The following is a 14680-nucleotide window of genomic DNA, read 5'->3' as shown; positions in this document are numbered from 1 at the left end:
GCGTCGGCTTGTCCAGCCCCGCGCCCCGCGCCATGGCGGCTACCCGGAATGCGCCCCGCTGCCGATCAATCGGTCAACTCGTCCCACATATCCTTGATGCGACCGAAAAAACCCTGGCTTGCCGGGCATTCCTCGCCGGTTTCGGTCTCCCGGAACGCTTGCAACAACTCCTTTTGCTTTGCGGTCAGCCGCGTCGGAGTCTCGACATCGATTTGGATCACGAGGTCGCCGTGACCGCGGCCATTGAGCACCGGCATCCCCGCGCCGCGCTGGCGAAGTTGCTTGCCCGATTGGATTCCCGCCGGGATCGCGATGTCGTGCTTGCGGCCGTCGAGCCCCGGAATGGTGATGCAGCCTCCGAGCGCCGCGGTCGTGAAACTGATCGGCGCGCGCGTGAACAAGGTCGTGCCCTCGCGCTCGAAGACCTTGTGCCGCGCCATGTGGAGGAAGATGTAGAGGTCGCCCGGCGCCGCGCCGCGTGCGCCGCTTTCGCCCTCGCCCGACAGGCGGATGCGCGTCCCTTCGTCGACCCCCGGCGGGATGGTGACGGTGAGCCGCTTGCGCCGGTCGACGCGGCCCTCGCCATGACACTGCCCGCACGGGTCGGCGATGACCTCGCCCGCGCCCTGACACGCCGGGCAGGTGCGCTCGACCATGAAAAAGCCCTGCTGCGCGCGCACCTTGCCATGGCCGCCGCAGGTCGAACAGCGATGCGTGCGCGTGCCGGGCTTCGCCCCCGATCCGTCGCAAGCGTCGCAACGCGTGGCGACATCGACCTCGATCTCACGCGTTACGCCGGTGAAGGCGTCCTCGAGCCGGATCTCCATGTCGTAACGCAGGTCGGCGCCGCGCGCCGGGCCACGCTGCTGCCGCGCGCCGCCGAACGCCGAACCGAAAATCGATTCGAAAATATCGCCAATGTCACCGAAATCGGCGCCATGCCCGCCGCCGAACCCGCCGCCGCCATTCACGCCGGCCTTGCCGAAGCGGTCGTAGGCCGCACGTTTCTGGGGATCGCGCAGGCAGTCATAGGCCTCGCTGATCGCCTTGAAGCGCGCTTCGCTGTCCTTGCACCCCGGATTCTTGTCGGGGTGATATTTCATCGCCAGCTTGCGATAGCTTGCCTTCAGCGTCGCTTCGTCGGCGCTGCGATCGCATTCGAGCAATTCGTAATAATCGATGTCGAGCGACATGCTTCAAAGCCCCTTCTTCAACCCGTCACCCCAGCGAAAGCCGGGGTCGCTGCCGGTCCGGCGGTGCCTTGCCGAGAGCGATGCCAGCTTTCGCCGGCATGACGGGTGAAGATCATCCTTATTTCTTGTCGTCTTCGACTTCGGAGAATTCGGCATCGACGACATCTTCGTCGGCCTTGCTCTCGCCGGCGTCGGCGTCGGGCGATGCCGCGGCCTGCTGTTCCTTTTCATAGATCGCCTGGCCCAGCTTCATCGCGACCTGCGCCAACGCGCCCGCCTTTTCGGTCATCGCAGCGGCGTCGCCACCCTCGATCGCGGTCTTGGTTTCGGCGATCGCGGCCTCGATCTCGGACTTCAGCGCGCCGTCCACCTTGTCGCCATGTTCGGCGAGCTGGCGTTCGGTCGTGTGCACGAGGCTCTCGGCATTGTTCTTCGCCTCGGCCGCCTCGCGGCGCTTCTTGTCCTCTTCGGCGAACTGCTCGGCGTCCTTGACCATCTGTTCGATATCGGCGTCGCTGAGGCCGCCCGAAGCCTGAATCTTGATCTGCTGTTCCTTGCCGGTGCCCTTGTCCTTGGCGTGGACCGACACGATGCCGTTGGCGTCGATGTCGAACGTCACCTCGATCTGCGGAACGCCGCGCGGGGCGGGCGGGATGCCGACCAGGTCGAACTGGCCGAGCAGCTTGTTGTCTGCCGCCATTTCGCGCTCGCCCTGGAACACGCGGATCGTCACCGCCGACTGATTGTCGTCGGCGGTCGAATAGACCTGGCTCTTCTTGGTCGGGATCGTCGTGTTGCGGTCGATCATCTTGGTCATGATGCCGCCCAGCGTCTCGATGCCAAGCGAGAGCGGCGTCACGTCGAGCAGCAGCACGTCCTTGACGTCGCCCTGCAGCACGCCCGCCTGGATCGCCGCGCCGATCGCGACGACTTCGTCGGGGTTGACGCCGGTGTGCGGTTCCTTGCCAAAGAAATCCTTCACGACTTCGCGCACCCGCGGCATCCGCGTCATGCCGCCGACCAGCACGACCTCGTCGATGTCCTTGGCGCTGACCCCGGCGTCCTTGATCGCTTTCTTGCACGGTTCGAGCGTGCGCTTGACGAGATCCTCGACAAGGCGTTCGAGGTCGGCGCGCGTGATCGTCTTGACGAGGTGCTTCGGCCCGTTGGCGTCGGCGGTGATGAAGGGCAGGTTCACTTCGGTCGTCGCGGCCGACGACAGTTCGATCTTCGCCTTTTCGGCGGCTTCCTTCAGCCGCTGCAAAGCCAGTTTGTCGCCGCGCAGGTCGATGCCTTCATCCTTCTTGAAAGTGTCGGCGAGGAACTCGACGAGCTTGCTGTCGAAATCTTCACCGCCCAGAAAGGTGTCGCCGTTGGTCGATTTCACCTCGAACACGCCGTCGCCGACCTCGAGGATCGAAATGTCGAAGGTGCCGCCGCCAAGGTCATAGACGGCGATCGTCTTGTTCTCCGACTTGTCGAGGCCATAGGCGAGCGCGGCCGCGGTCGGCTCGTTGATGATGCGCAGCACTTCGAGGCCCGCGATCTTGCCCGCGTCCTTGGTCGCCTGGCGCTGCGCGTCGTTGAAGTAAGCGGGGACGGTGATCACCGCCTGCTCCACCTTTTCACCCAGATAGGCTTCGGCGGTTTCCTTCATCTTCTGAAGGATGAAGGCGCTGATCTGCGAGGGCGAATAATCCTCGCCGCCCGCCTTGACCCACGCATCGCCGTTCGATCCCTTGACGATCGAATAGGGGACGAGCTCCATGTCCTTCTTGGTCATGGGATCGTCGAAGCGGCGGCCGATCAGGCGCTTCACCGCAAAGATGGTGTTTTCGGGGTTGGTCACCGCCTGGCGCTTCGCCGGCTGGCCGATCAGCCGCTCGCCGTCCTTGGCAAAGGCGACGATCGAGGGCGTCGTGCGCGTGCCTTCGACATTTTCGATAACCTTGGGCTTGCCGCCTTCCATCACCGCGACGCAGCTGTTCGTGGTGCCGAGGTCGATCCCGATCACTTTGGCCATTTATACTCGTCCTTGTTGCTTCTTCGGCGCCCTGAAAAGGCACGCCGTCAGTGGAGTCCCTTGGGGGTTCATGGGCGCGATATAGGTGCGCTAATCCTTGGCACAAGGGCTTTGAAGGCTTATCGGGGATACGAAAATGTCGCGCTTTTACGGAGTCCTCCCGAAATGAAACCCTTCGCTCTTGCCACCCTTGCCGCCGTCTCGCTCAGCCTGACGGGCTGCGGCGAAAATCTGGGCGCGGGTCAGCAGCTCAATGTCGTCAGCGGCCATGTCGTGATGGGGGCGACGCCCGATCGCCCCGCGGTCGGCTATTTCCGCGTCGAGGGCGGCCCGCGCGACGTCGAACTGGTCGCGGTGACCGCCGACCTCGCGCAGCGGGTCGAGATGCACGAAAGCGTGCGCGAAAACGGAATGATGGTGATGAAGCCGCTCGACCGCGCGCTGGTGCCCGCGAAGGGCGAACTCGTCTTCAAACAGGGCGGCAAGCATCTGATGATCTGGGGCATCAACGGCGCCGCGGTGCGCGCGGGCAAGCTGCCGATGGCGTTCGTCTTCACCAACAACAATAATGAACGCATCCTGTTCGACATGGTGATCAAGCCCGCCGAGGGCGCCGCGGGCGGCGAAGCGGCGATGGATCATGATGCGATGGGGCATGGCGACGAAAAGGCGACGCCGGACGCGGCCACGAAGTAGGATCATGCTGCATCCCGATGCTGTCATTGCGAGGAGCGAAGCGACGAAGCAATCTCCAGTGCGCGGTCGTCAATCATGGCCGACGGCTGGAGATTGCTTCGCTTCGCTCGCAATGACGGGGATTTGATGTCGCGCTCCTCCCGACCTCTGACGACCGGCGAAATTGCGCTCGCGCGCCGCGTGTTCGGTGACGCGATCGCCTATGACCGCGTGCGCGTGAACCATCATAAATGGGCTTTCTTCCAGCCGCGCCACATCGTCATGGCGCCGATGGGCCACCTGCATTTCAACCCGCACGGCGACCTTTACTGCGACGATTTCAGCGTCGCATCGCAGCGACTCAAAGGGCTGTTCATCCACGAAATGACGCATGTGTGGCAGGCGCAGACACGCGGCCGCTGGTATCTGGTGCTGATGCGCCACCCGTTCGCAACCTACAGCTACACCCTGAAACCCGGCTGGCCGCTCACCCGCTATGGCCTCGAACAGCAGGCGGAGATTGTGCGCCATTACTGGCTGCTGACCGAGGGCGCGGTCGTCGGCGGCGCACCGGGGATCGAGGCCTATCGGGCCATCCTGCCATTTGCGGGGGGCGGAGCGGGGTAAGGTCTGGCCGGTTCGCGACGGACCATCATCGCCGGTACGCAGAACGACCGGCCGCGGTCGGAGGCGGACCTCTATCCCGTCACCCTCCCCCCGAAGTTTCGCCCTTGCTACAACCGTCCCCGCACGTTCAGGAACATCCGCCGCCCCAGATAATCATATTGCGTCCCGAACGCTGGCGCCTGACCGATCACCGGCGGCGTTGCGGTCACCACGGTCGACACCCGCGGCGGCGGGGTGTCGAACAGGTTGGCGATCCCCAGCGTGATGCGGAACCGCTCGGCGACATCGCGGCTCAGCGAAAGCGAATGATAGAAGGTCGCGGGCACGCTCACATCGGGGCAGAAGCGCCCGCCGGGGCGGAAGCTCGACGTGCGGCACGGATCGCCGCCCTGCGCACGCAGCAGTTCCGCCCTGTTCGACGCCGCGCCGGTGACGTCGAGGCCATAGAAAAGCGTCCATTGGTCCTTCGTCCAGCCGAGCGTGAAATCGCCGACCCATTTCGGATTGCCGATCGTGCCATTGTCGTCGATGGTCGTGCCGGGGAACAGCGCGACCTTGTCCTCGACCTGCCACGTCATCTGCGCGCGGAACGCCAGCGAGCCCAGCCTGCCCAGATCCTGATCGAGGGCGAGCGACAGGTCGACGCCGCGATTCCGCTGGCGGCTGATATTGACATAGCGGTCGGTGACCGACGCGACGCTCTGCGCGTCGGGGCCAGCGGTCGCCCGCGTAAACAACGCGCACAGCGGCTCGTCGGGGAAAAGTTCCGAATCATAACAGCCCGACAGGATATTGCCCGCGCCCAGCAAGGTGATCTCTTGCCGAACCTTGATGTCGAAATAATCGACAGCCAGCCGCGTGCGCAGCCCGCCCCACAGCGCCCCCGACACATCGGGGGTCAGGATGAGCGAGACCGTCTTTGCGGTCGAGCTTTCAGGCTTCAGCCGGCCGATGCCGCCCCCCGACACGATCGTCGCGGGGCCGATCCCCCCGGCATAGTCGGGCGCGATGCCGTCGGCCGCGCAATTGTCGAAGACGCGCTGGCTGATCGCCCCCGCCGCCAGCCGCGCCGCGGTCTGGATGCACGGGTCGATCGCGGCCTGGCCGAGGAAACCCGTCTGATCCTCAAGGAACAGCTCGAACAGGGCGGGCGCGCGGAACGAGGTGCCCCAGGTGCCGCGCAGGCGCAGCCAGCCGGTCACCGCCCAGTCGGCGCCGACCTTCCACGTCGTGTCGCTGAAGCGGTCGGACACGCCGTCGCGGCGCGTCGCCTCGACATGCGTGTAGCGCGCCGCGCCCGACAGCGTCAGCCGCTCGATCATCGGCACGCCTTCGAGCAGCGGCAGTTCGACCTCGCCGAAAACCTCCTTCGACACGGTGCGCCCCGCGGTGATTCCCGAAGTGGTGAAGTTGGCGACATTGCCCGCGCGCGTCGCGTCGCCCGGCGTGTCATTGATTTCGTCGCGGCGGATCGTCGCACCGAACGCCGCACCCACCGGACCGGCGGGCAGGTCGAACAGCTTGCCCGTCAGCAGCGCCTCGGCCGAGCTTTGCTCGAACAAGGTCCGCCCCGTCTCGCGCCCCGTCAGGAAGGCGCGTTCCTCCGCCGTGAGGTCGCCGCGGAGCACGCGCGGATCGGTAAAGTCGATGTCGATGCAGTCCGCGCCGCGGATCGCGGTCACCGTCCCGACGCACGAGCGCGTGCGCAAGGTCTGCGACGCCAGCGCGTCCCGATAGAGGACATCCTGCGTATAGCCCGCGTCCGAGCGGCTGTGCTGGCCGTGGACATCCCACTTCCACCCCGCGCCAAGGTCGCCGCGCAACCCCAGCACGCCGCGATAATAATCGACGTCGGCCTCGCTCTGCGACGTCACGATCACCCGCGGGCGCAGGATGATGTTGCCGCCGAACTCGGCGTTGAGCGGATCGCCGGGGTCGCCGGGATCGCAATTGAACTGCGTCGGATCGCACAGAAACATCGGCAGGAAGGACGCGCCGGTGAACTGGTCGAGCTCGATCCGTTGAAACCCATTATTGTGCGACTTGCGGTTGCTGAACAGAAACTCGCCATAGGCGGTGACGCCATCGCTCACCTCATATGCGCCATCGGCAAAGACGCTCACCCGGCTGACGGACGAAAACACATCCATATCCTGTTCGGCCGGCTCGAACTGGTTGAGCGCTCCCGTCGAAGGCCCGTCGAAATTGACCCCGAAGAAATCGGTGGGGCCGAATACGCCGATCGGATTATAGGCATTGATCGGGATGCCGACGGCAGCGAACTCGGCGCCATATTGGCCGGCAAAAATCGCCCGCCCGTTCGGCGCGATCAGCCCGGGGCCAAAGGTCGGAAAGCCATTTTGGTCGACGCCCGAAAAATCGGCGAACACGATGGCGTTGCCCAGCGCGCTGCTGCACGCGGGCTGCCCGGTGCGGAAATCGACGATGTCGGCGCGGCTGCCATCGGCTTCGCGCTTCAGATATTCCTCCGAACAGAAAAGGAAATCGCGGTCGCGGCGCGTCAGATTCTGCTGGCGGAAGACATCGACCGTCGCAAAAAAATGGCCACGGCCGAACGTCTTGCCAAAGCTTGCGTCGGCGCCATGGCTTTCGCCGCCGCCATGCTCGGTGACCGACGAAAAACCCCCGCCTTCAAAGCCGTTCAGGTCGTCGCGGGTCAATATATTGACCACCCCGGCCACCGCATCCGACCCATAGATCGACGAGGCACCGGTCTTGAGCAGCTCGACCTGCCGGACCACCGACAGCGGCAGCACATTGAGGTCGAAGGGCGCGACCGCGCCGCGAATCCCCGCGGGCCCTGCGCGGCGGCCGTTGATGAGCACCAGCGTGCGTTCGGCGCCAAGGCCGCGCAGCGACAGCGACTGCACGTCATTGCCGCCATTGGCGACAAAACGGTTCGAGATTGCGGAGCTGATCTGGATCGACCCCTGCGCGGCAGGCGCGGATCGCAGCACGCCGACCAGCTCGACCTGCCCTTGCTGCTTTGCGGCTTCGGGGTCGATGATCTGGATCGGATCGGCGCTGGTGAACTCGCTCTTCGCGATCCGCGACCCGGTGACGACGATCGCGTCGTCGTCCTGGCTCTGCGCGGTGGCGGGCGATGCGATCAGCGCGATGGTCGACGCCGTCGCGGCGAAAAACAGCTGGGGGTTGAGGCCCGATCTCATGGTCCGGTTCCGACTCTGGAAAGTTGATGACGCCCCCCGGCGTTCGCGAACCTAGGCGCGAGCGGTTTCGATATGGTTTACGCGGCGATAAAGTTCTGACGCGCGCTGTGCGCTTGCCCGCATGGCGCAGCGGGGGTAGGCACGGCGCCGAAAGGAGCGGCGCGATGAGCAAGGCAATGGGCGAAACGCTGGGACGGCTCGAAGCGGTCATCCACGACCGGCTCGCCGCGGGCGAGGCAGAGCTTTCCTATGTCGCGAGCCTCGCCGCGAAAGGTCGCGGCAAGATCGCGCAGAAACTTGGCGAAGAAGCCGTCGAGGCGGTGATCGCCGCGGTCAGCGAGGACGATCCAGCGCTGGTCGGCGAGGCGAGCGACCTTGTCTTCCACCTCTCGATTCTGCTCGCCGAACGCGGCCTGACCTGGGACGCCATCGCCGCCGAACTCGACCGCCGCCACGGCACTTCGGGCCACGCCGAAAAAGCCAGCCGCCAGCCATAGGAGCGCCCCATGCCGATCGACGCCACCCTCCCCTATGACGACAGCAACATCTTCGCGCGCATCCTGCGCGGCGAACTGCCCGCGAAGACCGTGTACGAGGACGAATATGCGCTCGCCTTCCACGACATCAACCCGCAGGCGCCGCTGCACATCCTCGTGATCCCCAAGGGCGCCTATGTCAGCTGGGACGATTTCTCCGCGCGCGGCAGCGACGCCGAGATCGCGGGCTTCGTCCGCGCCGTGGGCCAGGTCGCGCGCGACGCGGGGCTCGTCGCCCCCGGTTACCGCCTGCTCGCCAATGTCGGCCCCGACAGCCATCAGGAGGTGCCGCACCTCCACGTCCATATCTTCGCCGGCCGCCCGCTCGGCCCGATGCTCGCCAGATAGCCCATCGCCCCCGCGCAGGCAGGGGCGACGATCATGTTTGTCTATGATCGCGGTCACAGCCTTTTCCCGAACCGCGGCTAAGCGTTCCCGGTACGCGGCGGCGGGTGGACAGCCGCCCCTGTTTCCAGCAGGATAGCGGCGCGGGTCAAGGCGGGGAGACGGTGCGATGAAAATCGGTTGGCGCGAGCTGGGAGAACGCCTTGCCGGCAAGGCGAAGCTGGCGCTGCTAGTCCCGCTCAGCCTCGCGATGGCCGCGACCGCCGCCGATACCGTTCCGCAGGTCATCCTCGCGACGCCGGGCAGCAGCGGCACCGGCGACGGCACGATCACCCGCTTCACCTTGCGCTTTTCCGAAGACATGGTCGCGCTCGGCGACCCCCGCGCGGCGGCCCCCGCAACCAACGACTGCAAACGCCCGTCGACCGCCCGCTGGGTCGACACGCGCACCTGGGTGCTGGAGTTCGACGCGCCGCTCCCCGGCGGGCTTCGCTGTCATGTCGAGCTGCGGAGCGGCCTCGTTACCGCGCGCGGCGTCGCGGTCGCGGGCAACGACCGCTTTGCGATCGACACCGGCGGCCCCTCGGCGCGCGCCGTGCTCGCGGGCGGGATCGGCGGCGGGATCGAGGAGGAGCAGGTCTTCCTCGTCGCCACCAACGTCGCCGCCGACCGCGCCTCGGTCGGCCGCTACGGCTATTGCGCCGTCGACGGCATCGGCGAGAAGATCCCGCTCGACGTGCTGCCGCGCGCGACCGCAGCCGACATCCTCACCGGACTCGGCGACGCCAACTGGTCGCGCCAGTCCTTCACCTATGACGCCGGACTGCCGCAGCGCCTACCCGCCGCCGGCGCCGAGCGCGACGCTGCGCTGGGCCGCATCGTCGCCGTCAAATGCCGCCGCCCGCTGCCGCCGGGGCGCGACATGGCGCTCGTCTGGGACGCGCGCATCGCCCAGGCAGGCGTGCCCGGCCGCACCGCCGGGCGCGACCAGCGCTTCGATTATGAGGTGCGCCCCGCCTTCACCGCCAAAATGGCGTGCAGCCGCGTCAATCCGCAGGCGGGCTGTAACCCGATCAAGGACGTCGTGCTGCGCTTCACCGCGCCTGTCGCACGCGACACGGCGCTCGCGGCCAGGCTCACCACCGCCGATGGAAAGACGATCGCCGCCAGGGTCGACGACGACGACCGGGGCGACCCGCATCTGACGCAGGTGCGTTTCGCCGGGCCGTTGCCGCAAAATGTCGACGCGACGCTGATCCTGCCGGCGGGCGTCGCCGACCAGAGCGGCCGACCGCTGCTCAACGCGTCGAACTTTCCGCTCACATTCCACATCGACCGCACCCCGCCGCTGGTCAAATTCGCCGCCGAATTCGGCATATTGGAGGCGAGCGAGGGCGGCGTGCTGCCCGTCACCGTACGCGGCGTCGAAGCCGCGCTCGTCCAGAAGAATCTCAAAATGCCCGCCGCAACGCTGCGCATCGGCGACGACGATGCCGCGGTCGCGCGCTGGCTTCGCCGCGTCGAGGACGCCGACGACAGCGACTATCGCGAGGAAAAGGACGCGCGCGGCAAGGCGATCACCGTCAACTACACCGGCACCCGATCGGTGTTCGACGGCGCGCCTGCGGGTGGCGAACGCCGCGATATGCAGCTCACCCCGCCCGCGGGCGGCAAGGCATTCGAGGTTATCGGCATCCCGCTCGCCGAAAAGGGATTCCATGTCGTCGAGGTCGCCAGCCCCGAGCTTGGCGCCGCGCTGCTCGGCCGCAAGGCGACGCGCTATGTCGCGACCGCCGCGCTCGTCACCGACATGGCGGTGCATTTCAAATGGGGCCGCGACGGCTCGCTGGCCTGGGTCACCTCGCTCGCCACCGGCAAGCCCGTCGCAGGCGCCGAGATCCGCGTTTCCGACAGCTGCACCGGCCGCCTGCTCGCGCGCGGCACCGCCGACAAGGCCGGCCGCCTCGCCTTTCCCTCGGGCCTGCCGCAGCCCGAAACCTATTCGAGCTGCGAAAAGGACGCCGATCCCGCGAACAGCGAAGGCCATGCGCTGATGGTCAGCGCGCGCAGCGGCGACGATTTCAGCTTCACCCTCACCGACTGGGGCGACGGCATCCGCCCCTATGATTTCGACCTCCCCTATGGCTGGTCCGAGCGCGAGGACATCCTCCACACCATCTTCGACCGCGCGCTCGTAAAGGCGGGCGAGACGGTGCATATGAAGCATGTGCTGCGCCGCCCCGTCGGCCTCGGCTTTCGTACCCCCGAACCGATGGCGGGCAAGCTCCGCCTCGTCCACCGCGGATCGGACACCGAGTTCGAAATGCCCTTCGCGATTACAGCCACCGGCAGCGGCGAGAGCGTGTGGAACGTCCCGCAATCCGCGCCGATGGGCGATTATGAACTGGTCTTCGTCACCAAGGACAAGGATGGCGAGGACAAGAGCATCTGGACGGGCCAGAGCGTGCGCGTCGACGAATATCGCCTGCCGACGATGAAGGCGGCGATCACCGGCCCCAAGGGCTCGCTCGTGCGCCCCGCCGCGGTGCCGCTCAGCCTGTTCGTCGGCTATTTGTCGGGCGGTCCCGCACCCGGCATCCCCGTTGAACTGCGCACCAGTTTCCGCGCCGCCTGGTCGCCGCCAGCGGATTATCGCGACTGGGATTTCGACGGCCGCCCGGTCAAGGAAGGCGTCGTCCAGCTCGACGACAGCGGCGAGGAACCGGGCGGCGAGCTGCCGCTCGCGCGCTCAGTGCCGCTGACGCTCGGCGCCGACGGCACCGCGACCACCAGCGTCGTCGTCGACCAGCCGATCACCGAGCCGACGATGATGGCCGCCGAAATGGATTACGAAGATGCCAATGGCGAAACGCTGACGGCGAGCCGCCGCATCACCCTTTATCCCTCCGCCGTGCGGCTCGGGCTCAAGACCGACGGCTGGATGATGCGCGACGATGACCTCCGCCTCAATTTCATCGCGCTCGATCTCGACGGCAAGCCGATCCGCGGCCAGCGCGTCGATGTCGCGCTCTACAGCCGCCAGATCATCACCGCGCGCCGCCGCCTGATCGGCGGTTTCTATGCCTATGACAACCAGATGCGCACCGCGAAGCTGTCGGCAAGCTGCGCCGCGACGACCGACACGCTCGGCCGCGCCAGCTGCGCGATGGCGCCCGGCGTGTCGGGCGAAGTCACCGTCGTGGCGACGACGCGCGACGCCGACGGCAACGAAGCGCGCGCGGTGCGCTCGGTCTGGCTCGCGGGCGACGACGAATGGTGGTTCGGCGGCGACAATGGCGACCGCATGGATGTGATCGCCGAAGCGCCGCGCTACGCCGCGGGCGACACCGCGCGCTTTCAGGTGCGAATGCCCTTCCGCGAAGCGACCGCGCTCGTCACCGTCGAACGCGAAGGGGTGCTGTCGAGCTTCGTGGTGCCGCTCAAAGGCACCAATCCCGTCGTGCAGGTCAAGCTCCCCGCCACCTACGCCCCCGACGTCTATGTCTCGGTGATGGCGGTGCGTGGCCGCGTGACGGGTCAGGAAAGCTGGTTCCGCAAGATGAAGCGCGCGGTGGGTTTCAAGATCGAGAATAGCGAGGGCGCGCCGCCCACCGCGCTCGTCGACCTCGCCAAGCCCGCCTATCGCATCGGCATCGCGCGCATCAAGGTCGGCTGGGAAGGCCATCAGCTCGGCGTCAAGGTGAAGGCCGACAAGGAAAAATATGCGGTGCGCGAAACCGCGAAGGTCGGCATCGAGGTCAAGGCGCCGGGCGGCAAGGCGCCGAAGAACGCCGATGTCGCCTTCGCCGCGGTCGATGAAGCGCTGCTCCAGCTCGCCCCCAACGAAAGCTGGGACATACTCGCCGCGATGATGGGCGACCGCACGCTCGACGTGCTCACCTCGACCGCGCAGATGCAGGTCGTGGGTAAACGCCATTATGGGCGCAAGGCACTGGAACCCGGCGGCGGCGGCGGCGACCTCAGCGGGCTGACGCGCGAGGATTTCCGCCCGGTGCTGCTCTGGAAGGGCAGCGTCCCGCTCGACGCCAAGGGCCGCGCGAGCATCGACGTGCCGCTCAGCGACAATCTGTCGGGCTTCCGCCTCGTCGCGATCGCGACCGACGGATCGCAGCTTTTCGGCACCGGCGAAACGACCGTCCGCACCGTGCAGGATCTCGGCGTCTTTGCCGGGCTTCCCGAACTGGTGCGCACCGGCGACGCCTATGACGCGCGCTTCACGCTGCGCAACGGCACCGACAAGGCGATGGAAGTCACCGCGACCGCAACGATCGCACCCGCGATCGCGACCGCGCCGCCGCTGACGGTGACGATCCCCGCGGGCGGCGCCGTGCCGGTGAGCTGGGCGATCACCGCCCCCGATCGGGCGGGGCCGCTGAGCTGGACCGTCGAGGCGGCAACGAAGGACGGCAAGGCGCGCGACCGCCTCGTCTTCGAACAGGTCGTCGAACCCGCGGTGCCCGTCGAAACCTGGGCCGCCAGCCTCTTCCGCGTCGGGCCGACCACGACCTTGCCCATCGCGATTCCCGCGGGCGCGCTGCCCGGCGGATATGTCGACGTCGCGCTCGCGGGCACGCTCGCGCCGCCGCTCGCGGGGGTGCGCGACTATATGGCCGCCTATCCCTACAGCTGCTTCGAGCAACAGACGTCGCGCGCGGTCGCGCTCGGCGACCTCGGACGGTGGCAGGCGCTGGCGGGCGCGATGCCGACCTATCTCGATGACGACGGGCTGCTGCGCTACTGGCCGAACGAGCGGCTCACCGGCTCGATCGAGCTCACCGCCTATGTCCTCGGCGTGACCGCGGCGAACGGCTTTGCCATCCCCGAAGCGTCGCGCGCGAAGATGGTCGCCGCGCTGCAGGCGGTGGTCGAGGGGCGGCTGACGCGCCGCGGCTATGGCCCATGGGACATTCGCCCCGTCCGCATCGCCGCGCTCGCCGCGCTCGCGCGCGCCGATGCGTCGAACGCGCGCCTCGTCGCCGCGATCGACATGGCACCCGCCGAGATGGCGACGGGAACGCTCGCCGACTGGCTCGTCGCGATCGAACGGACGCCGGGGGTGCGGAACGCCGCCGCGCTGCGCACCGCCGCCGAAGCCGAGCTGCGCAAGCGCCTCGTCTATGAAGGAACGCGGCTCGACCTCGTCGACGATGCGCGCGCGCCCTGGTGGATGATGGTCAGCGGCGACGAGATGGCGATCAAGGCGCTCGAAGCTATCCTCGGCCGCAAGGGATGGGAGGATGACGCGGGCAAGCTGATGGTCGGCGTCGCGCAGCGCCAGCGCAGGGGGCATTGGGACACCACCCCGGCGAATGCGTGGGGCGCGGTCACCGTCCGCCGCTTTGCCGAACTGTATCCGGCGAGCGCGATCACCGGCGTCACCACCATCGGCCTTGCCGGGAACAGTGCGTCGCAAAGCTGGCCGCTTCCCGCCGAAGCGCCGTCGCCGCTCCGCGTCGCGCTGAACGCCGCGACGATGAGCCTCAATCATCAGGGCACCGGCTCGCCATGGGCCACCGTCAGCGTCAAGGCGGCGGTGCCTTTGAAGGAACCGCTCAATGCCGGCTACCGGATCAAGCGCTCGGTCAGCATCGTCAAGGCGGCGAACAAGGACCGGCTGACGCGCGGCGACGTCATCAAAGTGCGGATCGAGGTTGTCGCGGCCGCGGGCCGGACGTGGGTCGTCATCAGCGATCCCGTCGCGCCCGGCGCCACCATCATTGGCAATCTCGGCGGCCAGTCTGAAATGCTGGGCAGCCAGGCAGGCGGATCGGGCGCGCAGCCGAGCTATGTCGAGCGCGGCAAGGACAGCTGGCGCGGCTATTTCGGCTGGATGCCCGCGGGCGCCCACACGGTCGAATATGTGGTGCGGCTCAATGGCTCGGGCCGCTTCACCCTGCCCCCGACGCGCGTCGAGGCGATGTATTCGCCCGCGATCCGCGGCCAGTGGCCGAACGCGCCGGTCACGGTGGCGAATGTGGGGTCGTGATGGCTACAAGCCACCGCCTCCTGTTTCCGTTCGTGTCGAGTGAAGTCGAGACACCCCGAAGGCGCGCGCCATCCCGATGGGCG

General features: G+C 67.3%; 8 protein-coding genes. 5 read left to right on the top strand and 3 right to left on the bottom strand.

All coding sequences use genetic code 11. From position 1 onward, the window contains the following. Positions 1-65 precede the first annotated feature (65 nt). Positions 66-1193, bottom strand: coding sequence for a molecular chaperone DnaJ (gene dnaJ / locus SPYCA_RS00170; protein WP_120218468.1), 1128 nt, complete (start codon positions 1191-1193; stop codon positions 66-68). Between the two features lie 118 nt (positions 1194-1311). Continuing rightward, on the bottom strand, positions 1312-3216 hold the full coding sequence (gene dnaK, locus SPYCA_RS00165; RefSeq protein ID WP_120218467.1) for a molecular chaperone DnaK: 1905 nt from the start codon (positions 3214-3216) through the stop codon (positions 1312-1314). Between the two features lie 165 nt (positions 3217-3381). On the opposite strand from dnaK, the gene SPYCA_RS00160 reads away from it, so the two are divergent. Beyond that, on the top strand, positions 3382-3912 hold the full coding sequence (locus SPYCA_RS00160; protein ID WP_120218466.1) for a copper chaperone PCu(A)C: 531 nt from the start codon (positions 3382-3384) through the stop codon (positions 3910-3912). Between the two features lie 126 nt (positions 3913-4038). Then, positions 4039-4518: a vgr related protein gene (locus SPYCA_RS00155; protein WP_120222062.1), complete on the top strand. Its 480-nt coding sequence runs from the start codon at positions 4039-4041 to the stop codon at positions 4516-4518. Positions 4519-4625: 107 nt separating this feature from the next. On the opposite strand, the gene SPYCA_RS00150 is transcribed toward SPYCA_RS00155, so the two are convergent. Beyond that, positions 4626-7709, bottom strand: coding sequence for a TonB-dependent receptor domain-containing protein (locus SPYCA_RS00150; protein ID WP_120218465.1), 3084 nt, complete (start codon positions 7707-7709; stop codon positions 4626-4628). Positions 7710-7873: 164 nt separating this feature from the next. Here SPYCA_RS00150 and SPYCA_RS00145 point away from each other — a divergent pair, with 164 nt between their 5' ends. The 3 genes from SPYCA_RS00145 (at position 7874) to SPYCA_RS00135 (ending at position 14597) form a co-directional block, all read left to right on the top strand. After that, complete coding sequence (locus SPYCA_RS00145; protein WP_120218464.1) at positions 7874-8206, top strand: phosphoribosyl-ATP diphosphatase; 333 nt, start codon at positions 7874-7876, stop codon at positions 8204-8206. A gap of 9 nt (positions 8207-8215) precedes the next feature. Beyond that, the gene (locus SPYCA_RS00140; RefSeq protein WP_120218463.1) at positions 8216-8593 is read left to right on the top strand and encodes a histidine triad nucleotide-binding protein; all 378 of its coding nucleotides are present in this window, start codon (positions 8216-8218) and stop codon (positions 8591-8593) included. 166 nt (positions 8594-8759) lie between these two features. Then, entirely contained in the window at positions 8760-14597 is a 5838-nt protein-coding gene (locus tag SPYCA_RS00135) for an alpha-2-macroglobulin family protein (RefSeq protein ID WP_232003411.1), read from the top strand. The last annotated feature ends 83 nt before the right edge of the window (positions 14598-14680 follow it).

The sequence above is a fragment of the Sphingopyxis sp. FD7 genome (assembly GCF_003609835.1).
Lineage (GTDB): Bacteria > Pseudomonadota > Alphaproteobacteria > Sphingomonadales > Sphingomonadaceae > Sphingopyxis.
The sequence above is the reverse complement of the archived record's forward strand: the minus strand, read 5'-3'. Positions and strand labels throughout refer to the sequence as shown.

Bases quoted from the DNA above. Each gene is read 5' to 3' on its own strand.
- SPYCA_RS00150 (WP_120218465.1), bottom strand. From the start codon at position 7,709: ATGAGATCGGGCCTCAACCCCCAGCTGTTTTTCGCCGCGACGGCGTCG.
- SPYCA_RS00160 (WP_120218466.1), top strand. From the start codon at position 3,382: ATGAAACCCTTCGCTCTTGCCACCCTTGCCGCCGTCTCGCTCAGCCTG.
- SPYCA_RS00155 (WP_120222062.1), top strand. From the start codon at position 4,039: ATGTCGCGCTCCTCCCGACCTCTGACGACCGGCGAAATTGCGCTCGCG.
- SPYCA_RS00145 (WP_120218464.1), top strand. From the start codon at position 7,874: ATGAGCAAGGCAATGGGCGAAACGCTGGGACGGCTCGAAGCGGTCATC.
- SPYCA_RS00135 (WP_232003411.1), top strand. From the start codon at position 8,760: ATGAAAATCGGTTGGCGCGAGCTGGGAGAACGCCTTGCCGGCAAGGCG.
- dnaK (WP_120218467.1), bottom strand. From the start codon at position 3,216: ATGGCCAAAGTGATCGGGATCGACCTCGGCACCACGAACAGCTGCGTC.
- dnaJ (WP_120218468.1), bottom strand. From the start codon at position 1,193: ATGTCGCTCGACATCGATTATTACGAATTGCTCGAATGCGATCGCAGC.
- SPYCA_RS00140 (WP_120218463.1), top strand. From the start codon at position 8,216: ATGCCGATCGACGCCACCCTCCCCTATGACGACAGCAACATCTTCGCG.